Source organism: Streptomyces sp. GD-15H, from assembly GCF_045291515.1.
Classification (GTDB): domain Bacteria; phylum Actinomycetota; class Actinomycetes; order Streptomycetales; family Streptomycetaceae; genus Streptomyces.
This window is the reverse complement of sequence record NZ_CP149447.1, coordinates 3,630,090-3,655,962: the sequence shown is the minus strand read 5'-3', so window position 1 is coordinate 3,655,962 and position 25,873 is coordinate 3,630,090. Positions and strand designations below refer to the sequence as shown.

The following is a 25,873-nucleotide window of genomic DNA, read 5'->3' as shown; positions in this document are numbered from 1 at the left end:
ACCGGCAGACATTCAGGAGATAGACGTGATCCAGCAGGAGTCGCGACTGCGCGTCGCCGACAACACGGGGGCGAAGGAAATCCTTTGTATCCGTGTGCTCGGTGGCTCCGGTCGCCGCTACGCGGGCATCGGCGACGTCATCGTCGCCACCGTCAAGGACGCGATCCCCGGTGGCAACGTGAAGAAGGGTGACGTCATCAAGGCGGTCATCGTTCGCACCGTCAAGGAGCGTCGCCGTCCGGACGGCTCGTACATCCGCTTCGACGAGAACGCCGCCGTCATTCTGAAGAACGACGGCGACCCCCGTGGCACCCGTATCTTCGGCCCGGTCGGCCGAGAGCTGCGCGAGAAGAAGTTCATGAAGATCATCTCCCTCGCGCCGGAGGTGCTGTGAGCATGAAGATCAAGAAGGGTGACCTGGTCCAGGTCGTCACCGGCAAGGACAAGGGCAAGCAGGGCAAGGTCATTGCCGCTTACCCGCGCGAGGAGCGCGTCCTGGTCGAGGGCGTCAACCGGGTCAAGAAGCACACCAAGGCCGCTCCGACCGCCGGCGGTTCGCAGGCCGGCGGGATCGTGACCACCGAGGCCCCGATCCACGTGAGCAACGTTCAGCTCGTCGTGGAGAAGGACGGCCAGAAGGTCGTGACTCGCGTCGGTTACCGCTTCGACGACGAAGGCAACAAGATCCGCGTTGCCAAGCGGACGGGTGAGGACATCTGATGACGACCACCACCACTCCGCGTCTGAAGACGAAGTACCGCGAGGAGATCGCGGGCAAGCTGCGTGAGGAGTTCTCCTACGAGAACGTCATGCAGGTTCCCGGCCTCGTCAAGATCGTGGTCAACATGGGTGTGGGCGACGCCGCCCGCGACTCCAAGCTGATCGAGGGCGCCGTGCGCGACCTCACCACGATCACCGGTCAGAAGCCGGCCGTCACCAAGGCCCGCAAGTCCATCGCGCAGTTCAAGCTGCGCGAGGGTCAGCCGATCGGTGCCCACGTCACGCTCCGTGGCGACCGCATGTGGGAGTTCCTGGACCGCACCCTGTCGCTCGCGCTGCCGCGCATCCGCGACTTCCGCGGTCTGTCCCCCAAGCAGTTCGACGGCCGTGGCAACTACACCTTCGGTCTCACCGAGCAGGTCATGTTCCACGAGATCGACCAGGACAAGATCGACCGTGTCCGGGGTATGGACATCACCGTGGTCACCACGGCGACCAACGACGCAGAGGGCCGTGCCCTTCTCCGTCACCTCGGCTTCCCGTTCAAGGAGGCGTGAGCGAGATGGCGAAGAAGGCTCTCATCGCGAAGGCTGCTCGCAAGCCCAAGTTCGGAGTGCGCGGCTACACCCGCTGCCAGCGCTGCGGTCGCCCGCACTCCGTGTACCGCAAGTTCGGCCTGTGCCGCGTGTGCCTTCGTGAGATGGCTCACCGTGGCGAGCTGCCGGGCGTGACCAAGAGTTCCTGGTAATCCGGTAGTTCCGGACTCCCAGGACTCTCGGTAAGCAACGGGAATCGGCGGGAGGCCCGCTCCACATGGCTTAGGCTTGTGGGGTTGGGCACCTGCCGTGCCCCGAAGCACGCGGGCAACACCCGCTCATGTTTGCTTACTACGCCGTAGGTCCACCGCGCCGCACCCGTCCCGTCTCGGATCGGGGAGAGGGATGGCGCACCAGGAAACCACGGCGAGAGAGGCCGAAGGCCAATTCATGACCATGACTGATCCGATCGCAGACATGCTGACGCGTCTGCGGAACGCGAACTCGGCGTACCACGACTCTGTGACGATGCCGGCGTCCAAGATCAAGTCTCACATCGCGGAGATCCTCCAGCAGGAGGGCTTCATCACGGGCTGGAAGGTCGAGGACGCCGAAGTCGGCAAGAACCTCGTCCTGGAGCTGAAGTTCGGCCCCAACCGTGAGCGCTCCATCGCGGGCATCAAGCGGATCTCCAAGCCCGGTCTCCGGGTGTACGCGAAGTCCACCTCCCTGCCGAAGGTGCTGGGCGGCCTCGGCGTGGCGATCATCTCCACGTCGCACGGGCTCCTCACCGACAAGCAGGCCGGCAAGAAGGGCGTGGGTGGGGAAGTCCTCGCCTACGTCTGGTAGCAGAAGGGAACGGAGGAAACAGCTATGTCGCGCATCGGCAAGCTCCCCATCGCGGTTCCCGCCGGCGTGGACGTCACCATCGACGGTCGCACGGTCGCGGTCAAGGGCCCGAAGGGCTCGCTGACCCACACCGTGGCGGCGCCGATCGAGATCGCCAAGGGTGAGGACGGCGTGCTCAGCGTCACCCGCCCCAACGACGAGCGTCAGAACAAGGCCCTGCACGGCCTGTCCCGCACGCTGGTGGCGAACATGATCACCGGCGTGACCCAGGGTTACGTGAAGAAGCTCGAGATCAGCGGTGTCGGTTACCGCGTGCTCGCCAAGGGTTCGAACCTGGAGTTCTCTCTCGGTTACAGCCACCCGATTCTGGTCGAGGCCCCCGAGGGCATCACCTTCAAGGTGGAGTCCGCGACCCGTTTCTCGGTCGAGGGCATCGACAAGCAGAAGGTCGGCGAGGTTGCGGCGAACATCCGCAAGCTGCGCAAGCCCGACCCGTACAAGGCCAAGGGCGTCAAGTACGAGGGCGAAGTCATCCGGCGCAAGGTCGGAAAGGCGGGTAAGTAAGCCATGGCATACGGGCAGAAGATCCTCAAGGGCGACGCCTACAAGCGTGCCGCTATCAAGCGTCGTCACCTTCGGATCCGCAAGAACGTCTCTGGTACCGCCGAGCGTCCTCGCCTGGTCGTGACCCGCTCCAACCGCCACATCGTGGCGCAGGTGATCGACAACCTGAAGGGCCACACCGTGGCGTCGGCGTCCACTCTGGACTCGTCGATCCGCAGTGGCGACGGCGACAAGTCGACGCAGGCCAAGCAGGTCGGTGCCCTGGTCGCGGAGCGCGCCAAGGCCGTCGGTGTCGAGGCCGTCGTGTTCGACCGTGGTGGTAACCAGTACGCGGGGCGCATCGCCGCCCTGGCGGACGCCGCCCGCGAAGCCGGACTGAAGTTCTGAGCCGGTTCCGTAGCTAGCGGAAACAGAGAGAGGTAATTCCAATGGCTGGACCCCAGCGCCGCGGTGGCGGTGCCGGTGGCGGCGAGCGGCGGGACCGGAAGGGCCGTGACGGCGGCGCAGCTGCCGCCGACAAGACCGCATACGTTGAGCGCGTCGTCGCGATCAACCGTGTCGCCAAGGTAGTGAAGGGTGGTCGTCGCTTCAGCTTCACCGCGCTGGTCGTGGTGGGCGACGGTGACGGCACCGTAGGTGTCGGATACGGCAAGGCCAAGGAGGTGCCGGCCGCCATCGCCAAGGGTGTGGAGGAGGCCAAGAAGCACTTCTTCAAGGTCCCCCGCATCCAGGGCACCATCCCGCACCCGATCCAGGGTGAGAAGGCTGCCGGTGTCGTGCTGCTCAAGCCGGCTGCCCCGGGTACCGGTGTGATCGCCGGTGGTCCGGTGCGTGCCGTGCTCGAGTGCGCCGGTATCCACGACATCCTGTCGAAGTCGCTCGGCTCCGACAACGCGATCAACATCGTGCACGCGACCGTGGTGGCCCTGAAGGGCCTGCAGCGTCCCGAGGAGGTCGCGGCCCGCCGCGGTCTGCCGCTCGAGGACGTGGCCCCCGCGGCTCTCCTCCGCGCACGTGCCGGGGCGGGTGCGTAATCATGGCGCAGCTCAGGATTACGCAGGTCAAGTCCTACATCGGCAGCAAGCAGAACCACCGTGACACCCTGCGTTCGCTTGGCCTGAAGAAGGTCAACGACGTGGTCGTCAAGGAGGACCGCCCCGAGTTCCGCGGCATGGTGCACACCGTCCGCCACCTCGTGACGGTCGAGGAGGTCGACTGATCATGGCGGAGCAGAACCCGCTCAAGATCCACAACCTCCGTCCCGCCCCGGGCGCCAAGACCGCCAAGACCCGTGTGGGTCGTGGTGAGGCGTCCAAGGGTAAGACGGCCGGTCGTGGTACGAAGGGCACCAAGGCCCGTTACCAGGTTCCGGAGCGCTTCGAGGGTGGCCAGATGCCGCTCCACATGCGTCTCCCGAAGCTGAAGGGCTTCAAGAACCCGTTCAAGACCGAGTTCCAGGTCGTGAACCTCGACAAGCTGGCCGCGCTCTACCCCGAGGGTGGCGAGGTCACCGTCGAGGGTCTGGTGGCCAAGGGGGCCGTTCGCAAGAACAGCCTCGTCAAGGTCCTCGGCCAGGGCGAGATCTCCGTGGCGCTGCAGGTGACGGTCGACGCCGTCTCCGGCTCCGCCAAGGAGAAGATCACCGCCGCCGGCGGTACCGTCACCGAGCTCGTCTGAACCACTCAGGCGTGCCGATGACTTGAACGATCCCGACCGGGGATACCCCACATTTGGGGTATCCCCGGTTGGTCGTTCCAAGGGCGGTGGTCTCGCCGGTAAGGTGACCTGCACTGCCCACTTTCCCCGGGCGCCCCACTCGGGCACTCCGGAGGGAAGTTGTCCGTTACGTATTCGTCCTCATCGGAATCTCACGACCATCACCCTTGACGCGGTTGCGCGGGGGTCGCAGGAGGCACCGTGCTCACCGCGTTCGCCCGGGCGTTCAAGACGCCCGACCTGCGCAAGAAACTGCTGTTCACACTCGGCATCATCGTGGTGTACCGGATCGGTACGAACATCCCGATCCCTGGTGTCGACTACCGCAACGTACAGACGTGTATCGACGCGGCCCAGGCGAACCAGGGCCTGTTCGGACTGGTCAACATGTTCAGCGGCGGCGCGCTGCTGCAGATCACGATCTTCGCGCTGGGCATCATGCCGTACATCACGGCGAGCATCATTCTGCAGCTGCTGACCGTGGTGATCCCGCGCCTGGAAGCCCTGAAGAAGGAGGGCCAGGCCGGTACCGCCAAGATCACGCAGTACACCCGTTACCTGACGGTGGCGCTCGCCATCCTGCAGGGCACCGGCCTGGTGGCCACCGCCCGCAGCGGCGCCCTCTTCCAGGGTTGCCCGGTGGCGAACCAGATCGTCCCCGACCAGTCCATGTTCGTGACCATCACCATGGTCATCACCATGACCGCCGGTACGGCCGTCGTGATGTGGCTCGGTGAGCTCATCACCGACCGCGGCATCGGCAACGGCATGTCGATCCTGATGTTCATCTCGATCGCCGCGACCTTCCCCTCCGCCCTGTGGGCCATCAAGGAGCAGGGCAACCTGGCCGACGGCTGGATCGAGTTCGGCACGGTCATGCTCGTCGGCCTGGTCATGGTCGGCCTGGTCGTCTTCGTCGAGCAGGCCCAGCGCCGGATTCCCGTGCAGTACGCGAAGCGCATGATCGGCCGCCGTTCCTACGGCGGTACGTCCACCTACATTCCCCTCAAGGTGAACCAGGCGGGCGTCATCCCCGTCATCTTCGCCTCGTCGCTGCTCTACATTCCGGCGCTGATCGTCCAGTTCTCCAGCTCCACCGCGGGCTGGGCGACATGGGTCACGAAGAACCTCGCCGACACGGGAGCAACGGCGCACATCATTCTTTACTTCTTCTTGATCGTGTTCTTCGCCTTCTTCTATGTGGCGATCACCTTCAACCCCGAAGAAGTCGCCGACAACATGAAGAAGTATGGTGGCTTCATCCCGGGCATCCGGGCTGGCCGACCGACCGCTGAGTACCTCAGCTACGTACTCAACCGGATCACCTGGCCGGGTTCGCTGTACTTGGGTCTGATCTCTCTCGTGCCGACGATGGCGTTGGCCGGTTTCGGGGCAAACCAGAACTTCCCGTTCGGCGGGACCAGCATCCTGATCATCGTGGGTGTCGGTCTCGAGACGGTGAGGCAGATCGAGAGCCAGCTCCAGCAGCGCAATTACGAAGGGTTCCTCCGCTGATGCGAATCGTCCTCGTCGGGCCGCCCGGTGCTGGCAAAGGCACCCAGGCCACCCGCCTTGCCGAGAAGCTGAGCATCCCCCACATCTCCACGGGCGACCTGTTCCGCGCCAATATCAGTCGGCAGACCGAGCTGGGCAAGCTCGCGAAGTCGTACATGGACGCGGGCAACCTCGTACCGGACGAGGTCACCATCGCCATGGCGAAGGACCGTATGGAGCAGCCGGACGCCGAGGCCGGCTTCCTGCTGGACGGATTCCCGAGGAACGTCTCCCAGGCGGAATCGCTCGACGAGCTGCTGGAGACCGAGGGCATCACACTGGACGCGGTGCTCGACCTGGAGGCCCCCGAGGCCGAGGTGGTCAAGCGGATCGCCGGGCGGCGAATCTGCCGCAACGACTCCAGCCACGTCTTCCACATGACGTACAGCAAGCCGAAGCAGGAGGGCGTCTGCGACGTCTGCGGCGGCGAGCTGTACCAGCGCGACGACGACGCCGAGGAAACGGTGCGCACCCGGCTGGAGGTCTACCACACGCAGACCGAGCCGATCATCGACTACTACCGGGCCCAGGGCCTCGTGGTGACGATCTCGGCGCTGGGCCCGGTCGACGAGGTCACCGGGCGTGCGCTGGAGGCGCTCAACCGCGATCAGTGACTGCGCGCGTCCGGCCGCGGTCCCCTGCGGGGGCCGCGGCCGACGTGTGCGCGGGGGAGGGGCGGACGGCTTCCCCGTATCGTTGACGATGTCCGTACTCTCTCCGGTCCAGAAAGGCCGTAGCCCTCATGGTGCAGATCAAGACCCCCGAGCAGATCGCCAAGATGCGTGAGGCGGGGCTGGTGGTCGCCGCCATCCACGCGGCCACACGTGAGGCGGCCGTGCCCGGGGCCACGACGAGGGATCTGGACCAGGTCGCCCGCAAGGTGCTCGCCGAGCACAACGCCAAGCCGAACTTCCTCGGCTACGGCGGCTTCCCCGCGACGATCTGCACCTCGGTCAACGAGGTCGTCGTCCACGGCATCCCCTCCGACGAGGTCGTCCTCAAGGACGGGGACATCATCTCCATCGACTGCGGCGCCATCATCGACGGCTGGCACGGCGACGCGGCCTACACCGCCTTCGTCGGGTCGGGGCACGCGCCGGAGCTGGTCGAGCTGTCCCGGGTGACCGAGGAGTCGATGTGGGCCGGCCTCGCGGCCATGAAGCAGGGCAACCGGCTGGTCGACGTCTCCCGCGCCATCGAGACCTACATCCGCCGGCAGCCGAAGCCCGGCGGCGGGCGCTACGGGATCATCGAGGACTACGGCGGCCACGGCATCGGCACCGAGATGCACATGGACCCGCATCTGCTGAACTACGTCGACCGCCGCCGGGGCAAGGGGCCCAAGCTGGTCCCGGGCTTCTGCCTCGCCATCGAGCCGATGGTCGCGCTGGGCACCGCGAAGACGCGGGTGCTGGAGGACGACTGGACCGTCATCACGACGGACGGCACCTGGTCCTCGCACTGGGAGCACTCGGTCGCGCTGACGGAGGCGGGGCCGCTGGTGCTGACGGCTCCGGACGGCGGGAGGGCGAAGCTCGCCGAGTACGGGATCACGGCGGCTCCGGACCCGCTCGCCTGACGACGGCCCTCGCCGCGACCGCCGGTCGGAGGCCGGCGCAGCCGCTCGAGGCTTGTGAGGCGCCCCGGGCGCCGAGCCCGCGAGGGGGGCGTCCAGGAGGGGACGACTGGACCGTCATCACGACGGACGGCACCTGGTCCTCGCACTGGGAGCACTCGGTCGCGCTGACGGGGGCGGGGCCGCTGGTGCTGACGGCTCCGGACGGCGGGAGGGCGAAGCTCGCCGAGGACGGGATCACGGCCGCACCCGATCCCCCGGAGTGAGCCCGGGTGCTTGCGGAAGCCCGCGGGTTAAGGACCTCATGGGTGGGGCAGACTCCCTCGATTCGTCTTTCCGGATGCCCTGACGTAGACTGACTCGTCGGCTCTTGTGCATCCGCATGCCTGCATGTGATCACGGTGCGCAGCGGAGTCGATCAAGGTAGTCGATTCGAAGGGCGAAGCGTGGCCAAGAAGCAAGGTGCCATCGAGATCGAGGGCACTGTCGTCGAGTCTCTTCCGAACGCCATGTTCAAGGTTGAGCTCCAGAACGGCCACCAGGTCCTGGCACACATCAGTGGCAAGATGCGTATGCACTACATCCGTATCCTCCCTGACGACCGGGTCGTGGTGGAGCTCTCTCCGTATGACCTGACCCGTGGCCGGATCGTCTACCGGTACAAGTGAGCAAGTAGATCTTGCCCCCGTCTCCCCGTGGTGCGGGGGCACTGAGCCCGGAGAACTTCACATCCCATGAAGGTCAAGCCGAGCGTCAAGAAGATCTGCGACAAGTGCAGGGTGATCCGCCGTCACGGCCGGGTCATGGTCATCTGCGACAACCCGCGCCACAAGCAGCGCCAGGGCTGACCCGCAGCACGAACCACCCTCTGCGACTTCCGCGGAACTTCGCGCGACGCGAGCAACACATGTTCATACGCAGACCCCGAGCCTCGCGGCTCGACACCCCCGGGCTCGGAGGCTGGGGACCCAGTCCGTACCAAATCGCCGCAGCAGGCGAGGACGGCGGCTGGGAGACGGTTCTGCGGAAGACCTCCGACAACTAACTGGAGCCATTGAATGGCACGCGTTTCCGGTGTTGACATCCCGCGCGAAAAGCGCGTGGAGATCGCCCTCACCTACGTGTTCGGCATCGGCCGAACCCTTTCGCAGCAGACGCTGGCCGCTGTCGGCGTCGACCCGAACACCCGCGTTCGCGACCTCTCCGAGGAGCAGCTCGTCGCGATCCGCGAGTTCGTCGACAACAACATCAAGACCGAGGGTGACCTCCGTCGCGAGATCCAGGCCGACATCCGCCGCAAGGTCGAGATCGGCACCTACCAGGGTCTGCGTCACCGTCGCGGTCTGCCCGTTCGCGGTCAGCGCACCAGCACCAACGCGCGTACCCGCAAGGGCCCGCGTCGCGCCATCGCCGGCAAGAAGAAGCCGGGCAAGAAGTAGTCCGCAGCGGACACCTGTCCACGGTCTTCGCTGTAGGACCGACCACCTCCCGTAGGAGTTTGTAGATGCCCCCCAAGGGTCGTCAGGGCGCTGCCAAGAAGGTGCGCCGCAAGGAAAAGAAGAACGTCGCTCACGGCCACGCGCACATCAAGAGCACGTTCAACAACACGATCGTGTCCATCACGGACCCGACCGGCAACGTGATCTCCTGGGCCTCCGCCGGCCACGTCGGCTTCAAGGGCTCCCGGAAGTCCACGCCTTTCGCCGCGCAGATGGCCGCCGAGTCGGCTGCCCGTCGCGCGCAGGAGCACGGCATGCGCAAGGTCGACGTGTTCGTCAAGGGCCCGGGTTCCGGTCGTGAGACCGCCATCCGTTCGCTCCAGGCGACCGGTCTCGAGGTCGGCTCCATCCAGGACGTCACCCCGACCCCGCACAACGGCTGCCGCCCGCCGAAGCGCCGTCGCGTCTGAGTCGCGAGTTCGGTCGGTCGGCCTCCTGCTGGGGGTGCGGGGGTCGTCCCCCGCAAGGTCGCAGTACGGCTGCCGCCCGCCGAAGCGCCGTCGCGTCTGAGTCGCGAGTTCGGCCGTAGTGGTTTTTTCGGGCGGTACGCTCCGTATTCGGGCCGTACCGCCCGTACCCTTGCAGTACCCGCACCTTTCACCGGGTGCGGTTTCCGTCGGGCGTCAAATAGCGGGCGTCCACGAGAGAAGGATTTGATCCACACATGCTGATCGCTCAGCGTCCTTCGTTGACCGAAGAGGTCGTCGACGAGTTCCGCTCCCGGTTCGTGATCGAGCCGCTGGAGCCGGGCTTCGGCTACACCCTCGGAAACTCCCTCCGCCGCACCCTCCTGTCGTCGATCCCCGGTGCCGCTGTCACCAGCATCCGCATCGACGGTGTCCTGCACGAGTTCACCACCGTGCCGGGCGTCAAGGAGGACGTCACCGACCTGATCCTCAACATCAAGCAGCTGGTCGTGTCCTCCGAGCACGACGAGCCCGTGGTGATGTACCTGCGCAAGCAGGGCCCGGGTCATGTCACCGCCGCCGACATCGCGCCCCCGGCCGGTGTCGAGGTGCACAACCCCGACCTCGTCCTCGCCACGCTCAACGGCAAGGGCAAGCTGGAGATGGAGCTGACCGTCGAGCGCGGTCGCGGCTATGTCTCCGCCGTGCAGAACAAGCAGGTGGGCCAGGAGATCGGCCGTATCCCGGTCGACTCCATCTACAGCCCCGTGCTGAAGGTCACGTACAAGGTCGAGGCGACCCGTGTCGAGCAGCGCACCGACTTCGACAAGCTGATCGTCGACGTCGAGACCAAGCAGGCCATGCGTCCGCGTGACGCCATGGCATCGGCCGGTAAGACCCTGGTCGAGCTGTTCGGTCTGGCCCGTGAGCTGAACATCGACGCCGAGGGCATCGACATGGGTCCGTCCCCGACGGACGCCGCTCTCGCCGCCGATCTGGCGCTGCCGATCGAGGAGCTGGAGCTCACCGTCCGGTCGTACAACTGCCTCAAGCGTGAGGGCATCCACTCCGTGGGTGAGCTGGTCGCGCGCTCCGAGGCGGACCTTCTCGACATTCGCAACTTCGGTGCGAAGTCGATCGACGAGGTCAAGGCGAAGCTGGCGGGGATGGGCCTTGCGCTCAAAGACAGCCCGCCTGGATTCGACCCGACCGCTGCCGCGGACGCCTTCGGCGCGGACGACGACGCGGATGCCGGGTTCGTAGAGACCGAGCAGTACTGAGCTCGGGCCGGACGGTCCGTTTTCCGGGTGCGGGTCCGCTGTGCTTGATCGCGCCCACGCGACGGAGTCGCATGCCGACAACGCCCGCGCCCCTTCCGGAGGCGCCCCTTACGGGGCTGCCTCCGGATCTCCGACAGGCGACCGCCTGCTCGGATACTGACCTCGGTACCTGATACGGCCGGGGCAGACACCTAGGAGATTCACCATGCCGAAGCCCGCCAAGGGTGCCCGTATGGGCGGCAGCCCCGCGCACGAGAAGCTGATGCTCGCGAACCTCGCGAAGTCGCTCTTCGAGCACGGGCGCATCACCACCACCGAGGCGAAGGCGCGCAGGCTGCGCCCGTACGCCGAGCGTCTGGTCACCAAGGCGAAGAAGGGCGACCTTCACAACCGCCGTCAGGTGCTCCAGGTGATCACGGACAAGAGCATCGTCCACACGCTCTTCACCGAGATCGGCCCGCGGTACGAGAACCGTCCCGGTGGCTACACCCGTATCACCAAGATCGGTAACCGCCGTGGCGACAACGCGCCCATGGCCGTCATCGAGCTGGTCGAGGCCCTGACGGTCGCCCAGGAGGCCACCGGTGAGGCCGAGGCCGCGACCAAGCGTGCGGTCAAGGAAGACGCCCTCAAGAAGGACGAGGCCGTCGAGGACGCCAAGCCCGAGGACGCCAAGTCCGAGGACGCCAAGGCCGACCTGACCAAGGACGAGGCCGCCGAGGCCCCGGCCGAGGACAGCGCCAAGGACGCCTGAGGCAGCGCTGCTTCACGCCGAGCGGGTCCGCCCTTGTGGGGGCGGGCCCGCTCTCGCGTGCCTGAGAGGATTTGTACGTGAGTGACGAAGTAGAGCCCGGGCATGTCCGTATCCGTCTCGATCTCTCCTATGACGGGACCGAGTTCTCCGGCTGGGCCAAGCAGGCCGGGGGCAGGCGGACCGTGCAGGGGGAGATCGAGGAGGCCCTGCGGACCGTCACGCGGTCCGGGGAGACGACGTACGAGCTGACCGTGGCCGGCCGGACCGACGCCGGGGTGCACGCGCGCGGCCAGGTGGCCCATGTCGACCTGCCGGTCGAACTGTGGGCGGAGCACCGGGAGAAGCTGCTCAAGCGGCTCGCGGGACGGCTCCCGCGCGATGTGCGGATCTGGTCCCTCACCGAGGCCCCCACGGGCTTCAACGCCCGCTTCTCCGCGGTCTGGCGGCGCTACGCGTACCGCGTCACCGACCACCCCGGCGGCGTGGACCCGCTGCTGCGCGGTCATGTGCTGTGGCACGACTGGCCACTTGACGTCGACGCCATGAACGAGGCCGCCGGGCTGCTACTGGGGGAGCACGACTTCGCCGCGTACTGCAAGCGGCGGGAGGGCGCCACGACCATCCGTACGCTCCAGGAGCTGAGCCTGCTGCGCGACGCGGACGGGGTGATCACGGCGACGGTCCGGGCCGACGCCTTCTGCCACAACATGGTGCGCTCGCTGATCGGGGCGCTGCTGTTCGTCGGCGACGGGCACCGCGCGCCCGACTGGCCGGGCAAGGTGCTGGCGGCGGGCGTACGGGACTCGGCGGTACATGTCGTACGTCCGCACGGGCTGACCCTGGAGGAGGTCGGCTACCCGGCCGACGAACTCCTGGCCGCCCGCAACAAGGAGGCCCGCAACAGGCGGTCGCTGCCGACGACGGCACGGTGCTGCTGACCGGGACGTGATGCCGTCGGCCGCGGCCCGGTGCGGCTGACCCGCGCCGGGCTCACTTGCCCGCTCCTTCCTCCGCCCAGGTCGTGAGCAGTCCCGACAGGGCGTCCACGACCACCTCGGCGTCGGGGCCGTCGCCGCGGCCGTCCGGGGCCAGTTCGAGGTGCAGGAAGGTCGTGTGGTGCTGCTGCGCCGCCCTGCCCTGGACGTTGGTGGTGCCCTCCAGGGGGCAGCGGGCCGACCAGCCCCGGCAGACCCGCAGGCCGTCCGTCTCCAGCCGGTCGGCCAGGACGGAGGCCTCGCCGGGTGCGCTCTGCGCGGCACCGCTGGAGAGGACGGCGTCATGGCGCTTCGCGGAGGACTCGGCGAAGCCGTGCAGCTGGATTCCGGGCACTCCGCGCTTCTGCAGCTCCACGACGATCAGGTGGAAGGCGCTGTCCTCGCGGTGGGCCACATCGGCGTCGCGGCCGCCCGCCCGGCGGTGGGCGCCGGCCAGGACCAGCGCGCCGCCCGGGTTGTCCTCCAGCAGCCGTAGGCCGAGCGCCTCGGTCTCCCGGTCGGCGACGGGGTGCGGCACCTGGGCGTTCCAGCGGACGGTGGAGTCCGCGTTCAGATAGAGGCGCCCCCAGCCCGTGCTCGCACCCTTGCCCGAGGCCGCGACCTCGTCGTAGCGGCGGCCGGTCGCGGTGTCGGTGAGCCGGGTGACGCGCAGGCCGATCGGGGCGAGGAGTTCGTCCGCCTTGCGCGCGTCCCGGTCGAGGAGCCGTCCGATGCCGCGGGCGAGCCGGTCGCGCTGGTCGGCGTCGGGGGGCGTGTAGGGGCCGTCGCGCTCGAAGGTCTCCGTGTAGGAGAGGACGCGGCTGCGAAGGTCCACCAGTTCCCGGGATGCCGGAACGGTTTCCTCCGATTTCCGCTCCGAGTCCGCCTGGCAACCCGTCAATGTCAGAACAAGTAGCACGAGGGCGAAAAGCGGAAAGAAACGTGACTGTCTCGTAATGGTTATTGGCGCGATGGCTGTGTGGACCGTGTGAACATGACCGAGTGACACTGCGTAAGTCTCTCCCTAAGGCTCGGGTGGCCGCCACCCTGATCGCGCTGACCGGACTGCTGGCCTCGTGCGGTACGGCCGACGGCTCCGTGGAGCCGCAGGCCAAGCCGGGGGGACGTTCCTTCACCGTCGCCGCCGCAGGTGACGTGCTCATCCACCCCGAGCTGGTCGACCAGGCCGCCAAGGATGCCAAGGAGACCGGTGAGGGAGAGAAGGGGCTGGACTTCGGGCCGCTGCTCGCCGGGGTGAAGCCTGTCATCAGCGAGGCGGACCTGGCGATCTGCCACATGGAGACCCCCGTGGGCAAGCCGGAGGGCCCCTTCGAGGGGTATCCGGAGTTCCTGGTCCCGCCGCAGGTCCTGACGTCGCTGAAGGACGTGGGCTACGACACCTGCTCGACGGCCTCCAACCACACCTACGACCACGGGCTGAGCGGTGTACGGCGCACGCTGGACGTCATGGACAAGGTGGGCCTCGGACACGCCGGATCGGCGAGGTCGGCCAAGGAGGCGGAGCGGATCAACATCCGTGACGTCAAGGGCGTCAAGGTCGCGCATCTCTCCTACTCCTGGGAGTCGTTCCTGAACCCGACGCCCGAGAAGCAGAAGTGGGCGCTGAACCGGCTCAACACCGACGAGATCAAGAAGGCCGAGATGCGGGCCCGGAAAGAGGGCGCCGAGGTAGTGATCCTCACCGTCCACTGGGGGCTGGAGCACTACAACGAACCCAGCGTGCCGCAGTTGCAGATGGCGCAGCGGCTCACTGAGGAGACGGGCATCGACCTCGTCATCGGCCACCACGCCCACGTCGTCCAGCCGATCCAGAAGGTGAACGGCACCTGGGTCGCCTACAGCCTCGGCAACCAGGTGGCCCGGCACTCCTCGCCGACCGGACTGACCGAGGAAGGGGCCATCGGCTGGTTCGAGTTCCAGGAGACTGCCGAGGGCTGGGACGTCACCGCGCGCTACCGCACCACGCTGGTGGACATTCCGCCCGAGGTGGAGGCCGAGGAAGAGGTTCCCGACGGCGCGGTGCGGGACCTCCGGCTGGTGGACGCCCAGCAGATGCTCGACGAGCCGGGAGGCCTGTCCGAGGAGCGGCTCGCCCGCTACCGGCTGGCGATCGACCGGACGCGGGGCTTCCTCTACAACCGGGGAGCCCCCGGTGGCGACGGCCTGGAGCAGCTCTTGCTGGAGAAGTGACCGGTCCCACACTCGAAATTCGCGCCGAGAGTGCAACCATGTCGGCGTTTATCAGTCTATTCAGTGACGACGTCGCACGGCCGCGGTAGTGGTGCGCCGGCGTACGCCCGGCACTCGCGTCAAGACCAAGGAAGACCACCGGTGACATCGAGCCATGTCGCGCCGTCCTCAGCGCAGAGACAGCGCCGCAGTCGCAGGCGGGCGGACATGCCCTGCTCGGCGGCATCCGCCCGCCGATCGCGGTGCTGTGCGTGCTGATCCTCGCCTTGGCCGGGCTGACCGCCAAGGTGCTCGGCCCAGGCGGCGACCCCGTCGTGCCCAAGGCGGTGCTCTCCTCCCAGCAGCACTACGCCGAGGACGGGGCGATCGCGCTGCGCGCCTCGATCGACGAGCGGGTCACGGACCTGCGGCGCACCGCCACCGCGTTGAACGCCGGGAAGCCGGCCGAGCCGGAGGACGTCCTGTCCGACCTGGGCCGGACGTACCAGAAGTGGACCGGCACCACGGTGGTGGACCTGGAGAGCGGAGACGTGCTCGCCGCGCGTGGCGAACGCATCCCGCTCGCCTGGCTGGACAAGGAGGTCCTCACCGGAAAGACCGCCCTCGTCCCGCGCATGGTGCGGCTGGAGACCGGTGACGTCCGGCTGATGACGATGGCCGTCCTCGACTGGAAGGACCGTCCGCAACAACTGCTGATCGCCTCCAACAGCCTGTCCGTGCCGCCCATCACGCTGGGCCCGTTCCGCACCATGGCGGTCGCGGCCAAGGGTGGCGAGGTGCTGGCGACGGCCGGTTTCGAGCGGTCCGAGGCGCTCAACTCGGACCAGGAGCGCACGGAACTCGAATTCCTCCAGAAGCAGATGTCCGACCTGTCCGGCCAAGCCGCCGAGCACACCGAGCAGCACCCCGTCACCGCCAAGGAGCCCGGTTCCCGCGGCTACCCCGGCGTCAGCGGGACCCTGGTGGGCGACGACTACAACGGTCGTGTCGTCACCGCCGGATACGCCTCCCTGGCCTCCTCCGACCCCGAGGAGAAGGACAGCGTCGCGGCGGGCCTCGGACTCACCGTCGTGGCCATGCTGCCCGTGGTCGCCGAGCAGAGCGCCGGCGCGGCGGGCCGGGAACTGTACGGGCTGATCGCGGCCGGTGCCCTGGTGGTGCTCGGACTGCTGGCCGCCGCGGTGCTGTGGGCGCGGGTGCAGCGTCCGCTGCTGCGCCTGTTCCTGGAGTCCCGCCGGCTCGCCCGGGGCGACCTGACCCGTCCCGTCGGTACCTTCCGCGGCGGCGAGGCCGCCCGCATCGGCTCCGCCCTGGAACGGCTCCGGGGCCAGCTCGGCGGCCCGGGTGGTCCCGGTGGGGCGAGCGGGGGAAGCCGGGCGGCCGGCGCAGGTTCGGCATCCGGGCCCAGCTCGTGGTGACCGCGGTGCTGCTGCTCCTGTGGTGCCTGCCGGTCGGCCTGCTGCTGAACCGCACCGACGACTCGGTCAGCGTCCCCGCCACCATGGTCAACGACCAGCGTGACCGTACCGACCTGGTGTCCGACCGGGTCCGCCGGGCGCTGAACGAGGCCCAGGCGGACCTGGTCTCCACCTCCCGTCTCGTCGACGTGGCCGACCGGACCGCCACCGAGAACGTGCTCAAGGACGCCCTGCTCAAGCACACCCGGTACGCCGCGCTGTACGTCGTCGACGAGGGTGGCGAGGTCGTCGCCCGCGCCGGTGGTGACCCGCACGACTGGAGTGACGACAAGAAGCTGCCGCTGGTCCGGGTGTCCGGGGAGGGCGGCAAGAAGCCGGTGCTCCAGGCCGGTGCCCCCGTGCCCGAGGAGAAGGGCGTCACCCTGGTCGGCGAGGTGCGGATCGAGTTCCTCAACTCGCTGCTGAAACGACCCGGCCTCGGCGAGGTCCGCGTGGTGGACGCGAAGGGGCGGACCCTCGCCGCCAGTGACGGCTTCCTCGCCTTCGAGGACCTGCCCCGCGAGGCCCTGACCGACCTGGCCCGGGCGGGCAGCGTGCGGGTCGGCGCGGGCCCCGTCGAGAACGGGCTGCTCCTCCGCGACGGCGGCAACGTCACCGTCGCGGCCGCGGCTCCCTTCAGCGGCGGCGGTGTCGCCGCCGACGTCGGCTGGACCGTGGTCAGCTGGCAGAACGCCGACCGCTTCCAGATCACCGCGTACGAGCGCGAGGACCGCAGTGTGCTCGCCGGCCTGCTCGGTCTCGCCGCGATCGTGGTCTGCCTGGGCTGGGTGCACCTGGTGGTCGCCCGGCCGCTGCGGGCCCTCGCCACCAGCGCCGAGAAGCTGGCCGACGGCGACCTGAAGTCGGTGCTCTATCCCACGTACCACGACGAGGTGGGAGCGGTCGTCCGCAGCCTCGAACTGATCCGTCAGCAGCTCCAGGCCCGCAGACAGAACCAGCCCCGCCGCCCCGCCGAACCCCGGCCGACCGAGCCCCGACCCGGTGAACCCCGGCTCGGCGCCGGAGGAAGGTGATCCGCCGTGCTCTACCTCTACTTCGCCCTGCTGGTCTGCTGCGTGCTCCTGCTCGTCGCGGGCATCGTCGAGCAGCGCCGGCACTACGCCGCCCTGCACTCCATCCCGTCCCGAGTGCTCGTCAACGGCATCCGGGGCAAGTCCTCCATCACCCGGCTGTGCGCCGGCGCCCTGCGCGGTGGTGACCTGACCACGGTCGCCAAGACGACCGGCACGGCCGCCCGCTTCATCCACCCGGACGCGACCGAGGAGCCGGTCTACCGCAAGTTCGGCATCGCCAACGTGGTGGAGCAGATCGGTATCGTCCGCCGGGCCGCCGCATACCGGCCCGACGCGCTCGTCATCGAGTGCATGGCGGTCATGCCGGCCCTGCAGGAGGTCAACCAGAGCAAGCTGATCCGCTCGACGATCGGCGTGCTGTGCAACGTACGTGAGGACCACCTCGCCGAGATGGGCCCCACGCTCGACGACGTGGCCCGCTCGCTGTGCCGTTCCATGCCCCAGGACGGCATCTGCGTCACCGCCGAGAAGGATCGTTTCGACATCCTCCAGGAGGAGGCCGACGCCCGGAACTGCAAGCTGATCTACGCGGACCCCGAGACGGTGACCGACGAGGAGCTGCGTGGCTTCAGCTGGTTCACGTTCAAGGAGAACGTCGCGATCGCCCTGGTCGTGGCCGACCTGCTCGGCGTGGAACGCGAGGTCGCCCTGCAGGGCATGTACGACGCCCCGCCGGACCCCGGTGTGCTCTCCGTCGAGCGGTACGTGACCGAGGAGGGCAAGCGGCTCGCCTTCGCCAACGTCTTCGCGGCCAACGACCCCGAGTCGACGCTGATGAACATCAACCAGCTGCTCGACCTCGGCGCGATCAGCCGTCCGCTGAACGTCGTCATCAACTGCCGCCCGGACCGGGTGGAGCGCAACGGGCAGATGGGCGAGATCGTCCCCGACCTCCAGCCGGACAACGTCTTCGTCATCGGGCACCCCGCCAAGAGCGCCATCGACGCCATCCCCGCCGAGTGGCGGGACCGCGCGGTGGACCTGGGCGGCGACCGCCGGGACGCGCACGAGTTCATGCCGGAACTGCTCGGCCGCATGTCCGACGGCTCCTCCCTCGTCGCCATCGGCAACATCCACGGCCAGGGCGAGGAACTCCTGGAGTACCTGGCCGAACTCCCGGCGGACGAGACGCCCGACGCGGAGCAGCCGGCCGACCCGGGGCAGCCGTCCGCCACGGAGCGGACGGCACCGGGCCCGGCCGTCGCCGTTCCGGCGCAGCAGGTGCCCCGCCTGGACCCGTTCGCCGCATACCCGACGGCGTACGAGGAGCGCTACCAGGCGTCCCAGACCCAGGAGATCCCCGTGATCCGCCGCCACCTCCTCGCCCAGCAGGCGGCACTCCAGAAGCAGCAGCAGGGGCAGCAGGGCCAGTACGAGCAGCGTGGCCAGTACCAGCAGCAGTACGAGCAGCGTGGCCAGTACCAGCAGTACGAGCCGCGCGCGCAGTACGCAGAGCGTGAGCAGTACGAGCAGCGGCGCGCAGAGCATGTTCCGCAGCACGGGCAGTACCAGGAGCACGGGCCCGAGCAGCAGCGCCCGCCGTACTACGACGAGCCCGACGGCGGGCCCTGGTATCCGACCGGCGAGGACAGTGGTGGTGGACCGCCCCCACGCCGCTGACCTCCCGCGGGCCGACCGCCCTCCTCCCTTCCGCACACCTGCCCGGAGACCCCGTTGATCACCGCCGCACTGACCCCCGAGATGGCCGCCCTGGGCATCGCCATAGGCCTGTTCTTCTCACTGCTGTGCTACCTCACCACCAACCTGTCGCCCGGCGGCATGATCACCCCGGGCTGGCTGGCGCTCACCCTCATCGAGGACCTGCAGCGCGCGGCGATGGTGGTGGGTGTGACCGCCCTGACCTACGCGGGCACCAAGGTGATGCAGCGACTGGTGATCCTGTACGGCAAGCGGCTGTTCGCCGCGGTGGTGCTGCTGGGCGTGCTGCTCCAGGCCACCGTGATGATCGTGCTCTCACTCGAGTTCCCGCTGCTGTACGGCAACCAGACCCTCGGGTTCATCGTGCCCGGTCTGATCGCCTACCAGATGGTGCGCCAGCCCAAGGGGCCCACTCTGCTGGCCACGGGCACCGTCTCGCTCATGGCCTACATCGTCATCGCCGCCGGCCTGTTGCTCGGCGTCATGCCCACTGTCTGACAACAACCGAGGAGCATTTCGATGGCAGGGAAAGGGAAGAAGACGCGCCACATCGTCCCCGGACTGGTGGTGCTCACGCTCGTCGCGGGGTCCGGCTACCTCACCGTGGAACTGCGCAAGCAGGAGGCGCCCGCGGTCACCGAGGTCCGCAACGTCGGTGTCCTGGAGGGCAACCGCGGGTCCGGGGGCGGGTCGGACGACGACAGCAAGGCGACCTGGTCCCGGCTGGAGAACCCGGCGCGCTCGGTACTGCGCGGTGGCGACGGGCAGATCATGGCGGTCCTCACCGACGGGTCGCGCACCGCGACGCTGACCGGGAAGGCCCGCACGTTCCAGGAGCCGACCGCGACCAAGTCCAAGGTGTCCACCCGGGACTGGGTCCGGCTCCTGCCCGAGGAGTGGGAGAAGGGCGCGGAGAAGGAACAGTGGTTCAAGGACTGGTACGCCGAGAACAAGGACAGCGAGGAGGACGACCTCTTCGCGTTCGCCTTCCAGTACGTGGCGGGCGCCCCGGACAAGAAGGACGAGCAGGGCACGCTCTACGCCGGTGACGCCGACTTCGGCCCGCTGAACACCACCGGCGCGGAAGGCGGCGACCTGCGCCTGGAGCAGTCCGACTTCTACGACTTCCTCGGCGTCCCGTACCCGTTCCGGGACGGTGCGACAGGGTCGCCGGAGACCATGCGGGCCAGGGCCCTGGACTGCTCCGGCTTCATCCGCATGGTGCTCGGCTACCGTGCCCGCTACCCGCTGATGTCCGCGGACAGTTCCTCCGGCGACGGACTGCCGCGTACCGCCAACGGCATGGCCCGCTCCAAGCTGGGCGCCGACGTGCTCCCGCTGACCGGGATCTCCGCGGAGGACCGGCCCGCCAACATCGACCAGCTCCAGCCCGGCGACCTGGTCTTCTTCAAGCTCGACGCGCGGACCAAGGAGCGGCTGGACCACGTGGGCATGGTGCTCGGCTACGACACCGAGGGCCACCTGATCTTCGTCTCCAGCCGCGAAGAGGTGAACGGCCCGACCATCGGCGACATCGGCGGTGTCTCCCGGCTGGACGGCAACGGGTACTACGCGAAGACGCTGCGCAGCGCGAAGCGGCTGTGAGGCGACGGTGAGGCGGGGTGGGGTGCGGGGCCGGTCGGAGACGTGGTCGGCCCCGCGTGCGGTCGCCGCTGCCGCGGCCGCCGTCGTTACTCGTTCGCGGCGGCCGACGCCTGGGCCTCGCCGCGGCGGCGGATCTGCCGGAAGGTGAACTCGGCGAGATCGTTGCCGGTGGTGAAGACGGTCTTGTCCTGCTCCGTCACGTCCTTGGCGGAGGTGAAGCCGGACAGGGTGAAGTAGGCGTAGCGACCGTAGGAGTTGGTGGTCGAGCGGCAGATCGCGCCGTCGCAGAACTCCTTGACGCCACCGCCCGCGAGGGACTTGATGATGCTCTTCGTGTCGGCCTGCCGCTTGGCCTCGGCGGCCTGGGCCTCGGTGTCGAAGACGGCCACGCCCACCGTCACCGCGATGTCGTCCCTGGTGTAGGTGACCCGGAGCAGGCGGCTGCAGTCGTTGTCGGTGAGGACCTTGGGCAGCGTGGCCTTCGCGGCCGAGGCGCAGTCGCGGGTGTCGGCCGTCGGGCCCTTCTTGTACACCGTCTCGCCCATGGTGAGCTGCGTGCCCGGGAAGAGGACGTCCGGGCCCAGCGGCGCCCGGTCCTTCTTCGCGCTGGAGATGAAGTCCTTCGGGTCCAGCGGCGGCGGGGCGCTCGTCGGGGCGAACGACGGGACCGTGCCGGTGGGGCTCGGCAGGTCGGCGGTCGCCGGCAGCTGGGAGGACGGTCCGCCCGCGGCCCGGTTGTCACCGTTCGCCGAGACGACGGCCACCGCCACGGCCGTGCCTATCGCGACGGTGGCGATCGCGCCGCCGCCGATGAACAGCAGCCGGCGCCGCTTGTGACGTGTCTCGGACGCCTCGGCCAGTGCGGCCCAGTCCGGTGACTGGCTGCTGCCGACCCCGCCGTTCCAGGGTTGCTGAGACTGCGGTTTCCAGGGATCCCACTGCGAAGGAGGTCCCCCCTGCCCATAACTCATGGGGCGCATCTTAGACGGGGCACGGGGTGTGCTGGTCCGCCCCAACCCCGTACGCAGGCCCTGGCGTTGCCGCCATGACGAGGAGCAAAAGCGACATCTCCGGGTGGTTGGTGCGACCCGCGGACGAGCACCTGTGGGCGGGACTCGTGGCGCCGCCGCGGCCCTGACGGCGCACACGGTGCGTGTGACCTCGGACGGATGCCTGGACGACGCTGTCGTCATGGAGGCGGCGGGCACCTGGCCGACCGGTGGTTCACGGTATGACGATCCGCACTTCCCCGGCCGAGGCGACCACGCCGGCCGGGGTGGCGGCGGACGGTTGTAGAGTCGGTGCGACCCACACCCGGCGGACTCGTTTTGACCCGTCCGGCCGAGGGCGGGTATTCTGCATGTTTGTTATGTGTATTGGCTTGCTCATTCTCACGTGAGGGGCCCTTACACCGGTCCACCGGGCCGATGACCAGCGACCAGCACGCGGTTTGCGTCACCGCGGTGCGGTCAGGGCTGTCGTGATCGTCTTCGGTGACCATGTCAGGACCACTCACTGAAGAAGCGAAGGCTACGAACCGTGCGTACGTACAGCCCCAAGCCCGGCGATGTGACGCGCCAGTGGCACGTCATCGACGCTCAGGACATCGTCCTGGGGCGTCTGGCCTCCACTGCGGCCTCCATCCTGCGCGGCAAGCACAAGCCGATCTACGCCCCTCACGTCGACACCGGTGACTTCGTCATCGTCATCAACGCCGAGAAGGTGCACCTCTCCGGCAACAAGCGGACCCAGAAGCTGGCGTACCGCCACTCGGGCTACCCGGGTGGTCTGCGCTCCGTCCGCTACGACGAGCTGCTGGCGAAGAACCCCGAGAAGGCCATCGAGAAGGCCGTCAAGGGCATGCTCCCCAAGAACACCCTGGGCCGTCAGATGCTTTCGAAGCTGAAGGTCTACTCGGGCGACCAGCACCCGCACGCTGCGCAGCAGCCGGTGCCGTTCGAGATCACCCAGGTCGCGCAGTAAGTCCGGCCACCCCCTAAGACCGAAGAGAATCTGAGGAGCATCGTGGCCGAGACCACTGCCGAGCAGCCGCTCGAAGAGATCGACATCGACAGCTACACCACCGAGTCCGAGGTGCCCGTCGAGGGCGAGTACACCTCGGAGTCGATGGCCTCCCACTTCGGCGAGCCGCAGCCGGCCGCCGGCCTGGGTCGCCGCAAGAACGCCATCGCCCGCGTCCGGATCGTTCCGGGCTCCGGGAAGTGGAAGATCAACGGTCGCACCCTCGAGGACTACTTCCCGAACAAGGTGCACCAGCAGGAAGTCAACGAGCCCTTCAAGGTGCTCGAGCTCGAGGGTCGCTACGACATCGTCGCCCGTATCTCGGGTGGCGGCGTCTCCGGTCAGGCCGGCGCGCTCCGTCTCGGTGTCGCCCGTGCGCTGAACGAGGCGGACGTCGACAACAACCGCGGCGCGCTCAAGAAGGCCGGCTTCCTGCGCCGCGACGACCGCGCGGTCGAGCGGAAGAAGGCCGGTCTGAAGAAGGCCCGCAAGGCCCCGCAGTACAGCAAGCGCTGATTGCAGCTGCTCCTGCATGTACTCCGAACGCCCCGGCGGCACGCCACAGTGCCGCCGGGGCGTTCGTTTTCTCACTGCGGCGGGCGTATAACGACCCAAGGCGCTCGAAGGCTAATGTGATCGGATGGTCGGGTAGCGCTCGCCTTGGGCCGCGGGTGCGGGAGCCGCCCGGGCATCGCGACCGTCGAACACCTCGCATGCCGCATCGGCGGCGCAACCGTCGAACGCGCCGACCGGTCAAACCCCTCGGTACAGCTCAAAACGCCTCGGCCGACACCACGGCACCGTTTCCGGCACCGCTCCCGGTCCCGCTTTCGGTACCTCTTTCGACATGGCCGTCGACACGGCTTCGATACTGACGCTTCCTCAGGAGGACAAGTGGGACGACTCTTCGGCACGGACGGGGTGCGCGGTGTCGCCAACGCGGACTTGACCGCCGAGATGGCACTGGGTCTCTCCGTGGCCGCCGCGCACGTACTGGCCGAGGCGGGCACGTTCGAAGGGCACCGGCCGACCGCCGTGGTCGGACGTGACCCGCGGGCGTCCGGTGAGTTCCTGGAGGCCGCCATGGTCGCCGGGCTGGCGAGCGCCGGCGTGGACGTCCTGCGGGTCGGCGTGCTGCCGACGCCCGCCGTGGCGCACCTCACCGGAGCGCTCGGCGCGGACCTCGGTGTGATGCTGTCCGCGAGCCACAACGCCATGCCCGACAACGGCATCAAGTTCTTCGCGCGCGGCGGCCACAAGCTCGCCGACGAGCTGGAGGACCGGATCGAAGCCGTGTACGAGGAGCACCGCACCGGCGCCACCTGGGACCGCCCGACCGGAGCCGGTGTGGGCCGCGTGCGGGACTACGAGGAGGGGCTCGACACCTACGTCTCCCACCTCGTCGGCGTCCTGCCGAACCGGTTGGACGGTCTGCGCATCGTCCTCGACGAGGCGCACGGCGCCGCCTCCCGGGTCTCGCCGGAGGCGTTCGCGCGGGCCGGGGCCGAGGTCGTCACCATCGGTGCCCAGCCGGACGGGCTCAACATCAACGACGGCTGCGGTTCCACCCACCTGGACCGGCTGAAGGCCGCGGTCGTCGAACACGGGGCCGATCTCGGCATCGCGCACGACGGCGACGCCGACCGGTGCCTGGCCGTCGACCACACCGGTGCCGAGGTGGACGGCGACCAGATCCTCGCCGTGCTCGCACTGGCGATGCGGGAGCGTTCCGCACTGCGCTCCGACACCGTCGTCGCGACCGTGATGTCCAACCTCGGCTTCAAGCTCGCCATGGAACGCGAAGGCATCCACTTCGTACAGACCGCGGTCGGCGACCGGTACGTCCTGGAGCAGATGAAGGAGAAGGGCTACGCCCTCGGCGGCGAGCAGTCCGGCCACGTCATCGTCCTCGACCACGCGACCACGGGCGACGGCACGCTCACCGGTCTGCTGCTGGCGGCGCGCGTCGCCGAGACCGGGCGTCCGCTGCGCGAGCTGGCCTCGGTGATGGAACGGCTGCCGCAGGTGCTCATCAACGTGCCGGACGTGGACAGGTCCCGGGTGAAGACGTCCGCGGAGCTCTCTGCGGCCGTGACGGAGGCCGAGCGCGAACTGGGCGAGACCGGCCGCGTGCTGCTCCGCCCCTCGGGCACCGAACCGCTGGTCCGCGTGATGGTCGAGGCCGCCGACATCGACCAGGCCCGCACGGTCGCGGGGCGCCTGGCGGACGTGGTGAAGTCGGCGCTGGGCTAGGTCCTGGGCCGGGACGCGGGGGGTCTGTGCAGGCGTTCGTGCCGGCTGGTCCAGAAGCGTTTCTGGGCCAGCAGGGCCGGCAGGGGCGGCGTGGCCGTCACAGTTTGCGCAGCCGGAGACGCTGGACCTTGTGGTCCGGGCCCTTGCGGACGACGAGGGTGGCGCGGCCGCGGGTGGGGGCGATGTTCTCCACCAGGTTGGGCTTGTTGATGGTGCGCCACATCGTGCCGGCGTAGTCGAGGGCCTCCGCCTCCGAGACCTGCGTGTACTGGCGGAAGTACGAGGACGGGTCCTGGAAGGCGGTCGCGCGCAGCTTGCGGAAGCGGCTGAGGTACCAGCGTTCGATGTCCTCGGTGCGGGCGTCCACGTACACGCTGAAGTCGAAGTAGTCGGCGAGACCGACGCGCGTACGGCCGTCCTTGCCGGGCAGCGCCGGCTGCAGGACGTTCAGCCCCTCGACGATCAGGATGTCCGGGCGGCGCACGGTGAGCAGCTCGCCGGGGACGATGTCGTAGATGAGGTGGGAGTAGACCGGGGCCGTCACCTCGTCCTTGCCGGCCTTGATGTCGGCGACGAAACGGGTGAGCGCGCGGCGGTCGAACGACTCGGGGAAGCCCTTGCGCGACATCAGGCCGCGTTCCTGGAGCTCTTCGGTGGGCAGCAGGAACCCGTCCGTCGTCACCAGTTCGACGCGCGGGTGCTCGGGCCAGCGGGACAGCAGGGCCTGGAGCAGACGGGAGACCGTGGACTTGCCGACGGCGACGGAACCGGCGACCCCTATGACGAAGGGGGTGCCGGACTGGGAGCCCTGTTCGCCGAGGAAGGTGTTCAGCGCGCCGCGGAGCCCGTCGGTGGCGCCGACGTAGAGATTGAGCAGCCGGGACAGCGGGAGGTAGACGTCCCGCACCTCGTCGAGGTCGATGACGTCACCGAGCCCGCGCAGCCGTTCCACCTCCTCGGCGGACAGCGGCAGTGGCGTCTTGTGGCGCAGGGCGCTCCACTCGGCACGGGTGAGGTCGAGGTAGGGAGTCGCCTCCGGCCGCTGCCGGTGGGCGCTCCGGGAAGTCGAGGAGGCCGGTGAGATCACGGTCCATTGTTAACGGAGTTCGAACGGGATGGTGCGTGTGCTGTGTCACGCGTGCG

32 protein-coding genes are annotated in these 25,873 nt (G+C 68.5%); 29 read left to right on the top strand and 3 right to left on the bottom strand.

Translation table 11 applies throughout. The annotated features are described in order from the left end of the window. Nucleotides 1–25 precede the first annotated feature (25 nt). The 20 genes from rplN to truA all read left to right on the top strand — a co-directional run bounded on the left by rplN (nt 26) and on the right by truA (nt 12,393). Nucleotides 26–394 carry a 50S ribosomal protein L14 gene (gene rplN / locus WJ438_RS16990; protein WP_003992364.1) on the top strand — a complete coding sequence of 123 codons (369 nt, stop codon included), beginning with the start codon at nt 26–28 and terminating at the stop codon, nt 392–394. A gap of 2 nt (nt 395–396) precedes the next feature. After that, nucleotides 397–720, top strand: a complete 324-nt coding sequence (gene rplX / locus WJ438_RS16985; protein ID WP_406726004.1) for a 50S ribosomal protein L24 — start codon at nt 397–399, stop codon at nt 718–720. Then, on the top strand, nt 720–1,277 hold the full coding sequence (gene rplE / locus WJ438_RS16980) for a 50S ribosomal protein L5 (RefSeq protein WP_406726003.1): 558 nt from the start codon (nt 720–722) through the stop codon (nt 1,275–1,277). Before rplX ends, rplE begins: the two co-directional genes overlap by 1 nt. A gap of 5 nt (nt 1,278–1,282) precedes the next feature. Further along, nucleotides 1,283–1,468, top strand: coding sequence for a type Z 30S ribosomal protein S14 (locus WJ438_RS16975; RefSeq protein ID WP_003948630.1), 186 nt, complete (start codon nt 1,283–1,285; stop codon nt 1,466–1,468). Between the two features lie 238 nt (nt 1,469–1,706). Beyond that, on the top strand, nt 1,707–2,105 hold the full coding sequence (gene rpsH, locus WJ438_RS16970; protein ID WP_013001411.1) for a 30S ribosomal protein S8: 399 nt from the start codon (nt 1,707–1,709) through the stop codon (nt 2,103–2,105). Nucleotides 2,106–2,129: 24 nt separating this feature from the next. Then, complete coding sequence (rplF, locus tag WJ438_RS16965) at nt 2,130–2,669, top strand: 50S ribosomal protein L6 (protein WP_406726002.1); 540 nt, start codon at nt 2,130–2,132, stop codon at nt 2,667–2,669. A 3-nt stretch (nt 2,670–2,672) separates the two neighbouring features. Next, nucleotides 2,673–3,056 carry a 50S ribosomal protein L18 gene (rplR, locus tag WJ438_RS16960; protein ID WP_406726001.1) on the top strand — a complete coding sequence of 128 codons (384 nt, stop codon included), beginning with the start codon at nt 2,673–2,675 and terminating at the stop codon, nt 3,054–3,056. Nucleotides 3,057–3,097: 41 nt separating this feature from the next. Then, nucleotides 3,098–3,703 (top strand): 30S ribosomal protein S5, encoded by a 606-nt coding sequence (rpsE, locus tag WJ438_RS16955; RefSeq protein ID WP_406726000.1) that lies wholly within the window; start codon nt 3,098–3,100, stop codon nt 3,701–3,703. 2 nt (nt 3,704–3,705) lie between these two features. Further along, nucleotides 3,706–3,888 (top strand): 50S ribosomal protein L30, encoded by a 183-nt coding sequence (rpmD, locus tag WJ438_RS16950; RefSeq protein ID WP_109381506.1) that lies wholly within the window; start codon nt 3,706–3,708, stop codon nt 3,886–3,888. A gap of 2 nt (nt 3,889–3,890) precedes the next feature. After that, a complete protein-coding gene (gene rplO / locus WJ438_RS16945; protein WP_023547373.1) occupies nt 3,891–4,346 on the top strand; it encodes a 50S ribosomal protein L15 in 456 nt (151 codons plus the stop codon). Nucleotides 4,347–4,586: 240 nt separating this feature from the next. Continuing rightward, nucleotides 4,587–5,900, top strand: coding sequence for a preprotein translocase subunit SecY (gene secY, locus WJ438_RS16940; protein ID WP_406725999.1), 1,314 nt, complete (start codon nt 4,587–4,589; stop codon nt 5,898–5,900). Continuing rightward, nucleotides 5,900–6,553, top strand: a complete 654-nt coding sequence (locus WJ438_RS16935; RefSeq protein ID WP_406725998.1) for an adenylate kinase — start codon at nt 5,900–5,902, stop codon at nt 6,551–6,553. Before secY ends, WJ438_RS16935 begins: the two co-directional genes overlap by 1 nt. Nucleotides 6,554–6,681: 128 nt before the next feature. Then, complete coding sequence (gene map, locus WJ438_RS16930; RefSeq protein ID WP_406725997.1) at nt 6,682–7,518, top strand: type I methionyl aminopeptidase; 837 nt, start codon at nt 6,682–6,684, stop codon at nt 7,516–7,518. A 443-nt stretch (nt 7,519–7,961) separates the two neighbouring features. Continuing rightward, nucleotides 7,962–8,183 carry a translation initiation factor IF-1 gene (gene infA, locus WJ438_RS16925; RefSeq protein WP_003948620.1) on the top strand — a complete coding sequence of 74 codons (222 nt, stop codon included), beginning with the start codon at nt 7,962–7,964 and terminating at the stop codon, nt 8,181–8,183. Nucleotides 8,184–8,249: 66 nt separating this feature from the next. Then, on the top strand, nt 8,250–8,363 hold the full coding sequence (rpmJ, locus tag WJ438_RS16920) for a 50S ribosomal protein L36 (RefSeq protein ID WP_003974245.1): 114 nt from the start codon (nt 8,250–8,252) through the stop codon (nt 8,361–8,363). 210 nt (nt 8,364–8,573) lie between these two features. Continuing rightward, complete coding sequence (rpsM, locus tag WJ438_RS16915; protein ID WP_031041520.1) at nt 8,574–8,954, top strand: 30S ribosomal protein S13; 381 nt, start codon at nt 8,574–8,576, stop codon at nt 8,952–8,954. Nucleotides 8,955–9,019: 65 nt separating this feature from the next. Further along, the gene (rpsK, locus tag WJ438_RS16910) at nt 9,020–9,424 is read left to right on the top strand and encodes a 30S ribosomal protein S11 (RefSeq protein ID WP_003948617.1); all 405 of its coding nucleotides are present in this window, start codon (nt 9,020–9,022) and stop codon (nt 9,422–9,424) included. Between the two features lie 254 nt (nt 9,425–9,678). Further along, entirely contained in the window at nt 9,679–10,701 is a 1,023-nt protein-coding gene (locus tag WJ438_RS16905) for a DNA-directed RNA polymerase subunit alpha (protein ID WP_406725996.1), read from the top strand. Nucleotides 10,702–10,906: 205 nt separating this feature from the next. Then, nucleotides 10,907–11,455 carry a 50S ribosomal protein L17 gene (rplQ, locus tag WJ438_RS16900; RefSeq protein WP_406725995.1) on the top strand — a complete coding sequence of 183 codons (549 nt, stop codon included), beginning with the start codon at nt 10,907–10,909 and terminating at the stop codon, nt 11,453–11,455. Between the two features lie 77 nt (nt 11,456–11,532). Beyond that, nucleotides 11,533–12,393, top strand: a complete 861-nt coding sequence (gene truA / locus WJ438_RS16895; protein WP_406725994.1) for a tRNA pseudouridine(38-40) synthase TruA — start codon at nt 11,533–11,535, stop codon at nt 12,391–12,393. Between the two features lie 52 nt (nt 12,394–12,445). On the opposite strand, the gene WJ438_RS16890 is transcribed toward truA, so the two are convergent. Beyond that, nucleotides 12,446–13,264: a hypothetical protein gene (locus tag WJ438_RS16890; protein WP_406725993.1), complete on the bottom strand. Its 819-nt coding sequence runs from the start codon at nt 13,262–13,264 to the stop codon at nt 12,446–12,448. Between the two features lie 200 nt (nt 13,265–13,464). Between WJ438_RS16890 and WJ438_RS16885 the strand changes: the two genes are divergently transcribed. From WJ438_RS16885 to WJ438_RS16860, 6 genes are all read left to right on the top strand, one after another. Then, on the top strand, nt 13,465–14,640 hold the full coding sequence (locus tag WJ438_RS16885; RefSeq protein WP_406725992.1) for a CapA family protein: 1,176 nt from the start codon (nt 13,465–13,467) through the stop codon (nt 14,638–14,640). 251 nt (nt 14,641–14,891) lie between these two features. Continuing rightward, on the top strand, nt 14,892–16,058 hold the full coding sequence (locus WJ438_RS16880) for a hypothetical protein (protein ID WP_406725991.1): 1,167 nt from the start codon (nt 14,892–14,894) through the stop codon (nt 16,056–16,058). Nucleotides 16,059–16,063: 5 nt separating this feature from the next. After that, entirely contained in the window at nt 16,064–17,131 is a 1,068-nt protein-coding gene (locus tag WJ438_RS16875) for a HAMP domain-containing protein (protein ID WP_406725990.1), read from the top strand. Between the two features lie 6 nt (nt 17,132–17,137). Then, nucleotides 17,138–18,811, top strand: a complete 1,674-nt coding sequence (gene pgsB, locus WJ438_RS16870) for a poly-gamma-glutamate synthase PgsB (RefSeq protein WP_406725989.1) — start codon at nt 17,138–17,140, stop codon at nt 18,809–18,811. 54 nt (nt 18,812–18,865) lie between these two features. Next, nucleotides 18,866–19,348, top strand: coding sequence for a poly-gamma-glutamate biosynthesis protein PgsC/CapC (locus tag WJ438_RS16865; protein WP_109377689.1), 483 nt, complete (start codon nt 18,866–18,868; stop codon nt 19,346–19,348). Between the two features lie 21 nt (nt 19,349–19,369). Then, on the top strand, nt 19,370–20,455 hold the full coding sequence (locus WJ438_RS16860) for a C40 family peptidase (protein ID WP_406725988.1): 1,086 nt from the start codon (nt 19,370–19,372) through the stop codon (nt 20,453–20,455). 86 nt (nt 20,456–20,541) lie between these two features. Here the strand turns inward: WJ438_RS16860 and WJ438_RS16855 are convergent, their stop codons facing one another. Further along, nucleotides 20,542–21,426 carry a hypothetical protein gene (locus WJ438_RS16855; RefSeq protein WP_406725987.1) on the bottom strand — a complete coding sequence of 295 codons (885 nt, stop codon included), beginning with the start codon at nt 21,424–21,426 and terminating at the stop codon, nt 20,542–20,544. Between the two features lie 568 nt (nt 21,427–21,994). On the opposite strand from WJ438_RS16855, the gene rplM reads away from it, so the two are divergent. The 3 genes from rplM to glmM all read left to right on the top strand — a co-directional run bounded on the left by rplM (nt 21,995) and on the right by glmM (nt 24,730). Beyond that, nucleotides 21,995–22,438 (top strand): 50S ribosomal protein L13, encoded by a 444-nt coding sequence (gene rplM / locus WJ438_RS16850; protein ID WP_406725986.1) that lies wholly within the window; start codon nt 21,995–21,997, stop codon nt 22,436–22,438. A 42-nt stretch (nt 22,439–22,480) separates the two neighbouring features. Continuing rightward, a complete protein-coding gene (gene rpsI, locus WJ438_RS16845) occupies nt 22,481–22,993 on the top strand; it encodes a 30S ribosomal protein S9 (RefSeq protein WP_406725985.1) in 513 nt (170 codons plus the stop codon). A gap of 378 nt (nt 22,994–23,371) precedes the next feature. Continuing rightward, nucleotides 23,372–24,730 (top strand): phosphoglucosamine mutase, encoded by a 1,359-nt coding sequence (gene glmM, locus WJ438_RS16840; RefSeq protein WP_406725984.1) that lies wholly within the window; start codon nt 23,372–23,374, stop codon nt 24,728–24,730. A gap of 97 nt (nt 24,731–24,827) precedes the next feature. Here glmM and coaA read toward each other — a convergent pair whose 3' ends face one another. After that, the gene (gene coaA / locus WJ438_RS16835; protein WP_406725983.1) at nt 24,828–25,817 is read right to left on the bottom strand and encodes a type I pantothenate kinase; all 990 of its coding nucleotides are present in this window, start codon (nt 25,815–25,817) and stop codon (nt 24,828–24,830) included. Nucleotides 25,818–25,873: the final 56 nt, after the last annotated feature.

Excerpts from the sequence above, each read along its gene's own strand:
- rplX (WP_406726004.1), top strand. The coding sequence starts at position 397 with ATGAAGATCAAGAAGGGTGACCTGGTCCAGGTCGTCACCGGCAAGGAC.
- WJ438_RS16935 (WP_406725998.1), top strand. The coding sequence starts at position 5,900 with ATGCGAATCGTCCTCGTCGGGCCGCCCGGTGCTGGCAAAGGCACCCAG.
- rplO (WP_023547373.1), top strand. The coding sequence starts at position 3,891 with ATGGCGGAGCAGAACCCGCTCAAGATCCACAACCTCCGTCCCGCCCCG.
- rplF (WP_406726002.1), top strand. The coding sequence starts at position 2,130 with ATGTCGCGCATCGGCAAGCTCCCCATCGCGGTTCCCGCCGGCGTGGAC.
- rpmD (WP_109381506.1), top strand. The coding sequence starts at position 3,706 with ATGGCGCAGCTCAGGATTACGCAGGTCAAGTCCTACATCGGCAGCAAG.
- rplE (WP_406726003.1), top strand. The coding sequence starts at position 720 with ATGACGACCACCACCACTCCGCGTCTGAAGACGAAGTACCGCGAGGAG.
- WJ438_RS16905 (WP_406725996.1), top strand. The coding sequence starts at position 9,679 with ATGCTGATCGCTCAGCGTCCTTCGTTGACCGAAGAGGTCGTCGACGAG.
- rpmJ (WP_003974245.1), top strand. The coding sequence starts at position 8,250 with ATGAAGGTCAAGCCGAGCGTCAAGAAGATCTGCGACAAGTGCAGGGTG.
- rpsM (WP_031041520.1), top strand. The coding sequence starts at position 8,574 with ATGGCACGCGTTTCCGGTGTTGACATCCCGCGCGAAAAGCGCGTGGAG.
- rpsK (WP_003948617.1), top strand. The coding sequence starts at position 9,020 with ATGCCCCCCAAGGGTCGTCAGGGCGCTGCCAAGAAGGTGCGCCGCAAG.
- rplQ (WP_406725995.1), top strand. The coding sequence starts at position 10,907 with ATGCCGAAGCCCGCCAAGGGTGCCCGTATGGGCGGCAGCCCCGCGCAC.
- WJ438_RS16855 (WP_406725987.1), bottom strand. The coding sequence starts at position 21,426 with ATGAGTTATGGGCAGGGGGGACCTCCTTCGCAGTGGGATCCCTGGAAA.
- WJ438_RS16860 (WP_406725988.1), top strand. The coding sequence starts at position 19,370 with ATGGCAGGGAAAGGGAAGAAGACGCGCCACATCGTCCCCGGACTGGTG.
- rpsH (WP_013001411.1), top strand. The coding sequence starts at position 1,707 with ATGACCATGACTGATCCGATCGCAGACATGCTGACGCGTCTGCGGAAC.
- rplR (WP_406726001.1), top strand. The coding sequence starts at position 2,673 with ATGGCATACGGGCAGAAGATCCTCAAGGGCGACGCCTACAAGCGTGCC.
- map (WP_406725997.1), top strand. The coding sequence starts at position 6,682 with ATGGTGCAGATCAAGACCCCCGAGCAGATCGCCAAGATGCGTGAGGCG.
- rpsE (WP_406726000.1), top strand. The coding sequence starts at position 3,098 with ATGGCTGGACCCCAGCGCCGCGGTGGCGGTGCCGGTGGCGGCGAGCGG.
- WJ438_RS16975 (WP_003948630.1), top strand. The coding sequence starts at position 1,283 with ATGGCGAAGAAGGCTCTCATCGCGAAGGCTGCTCGCAAGCCCAAGTTC.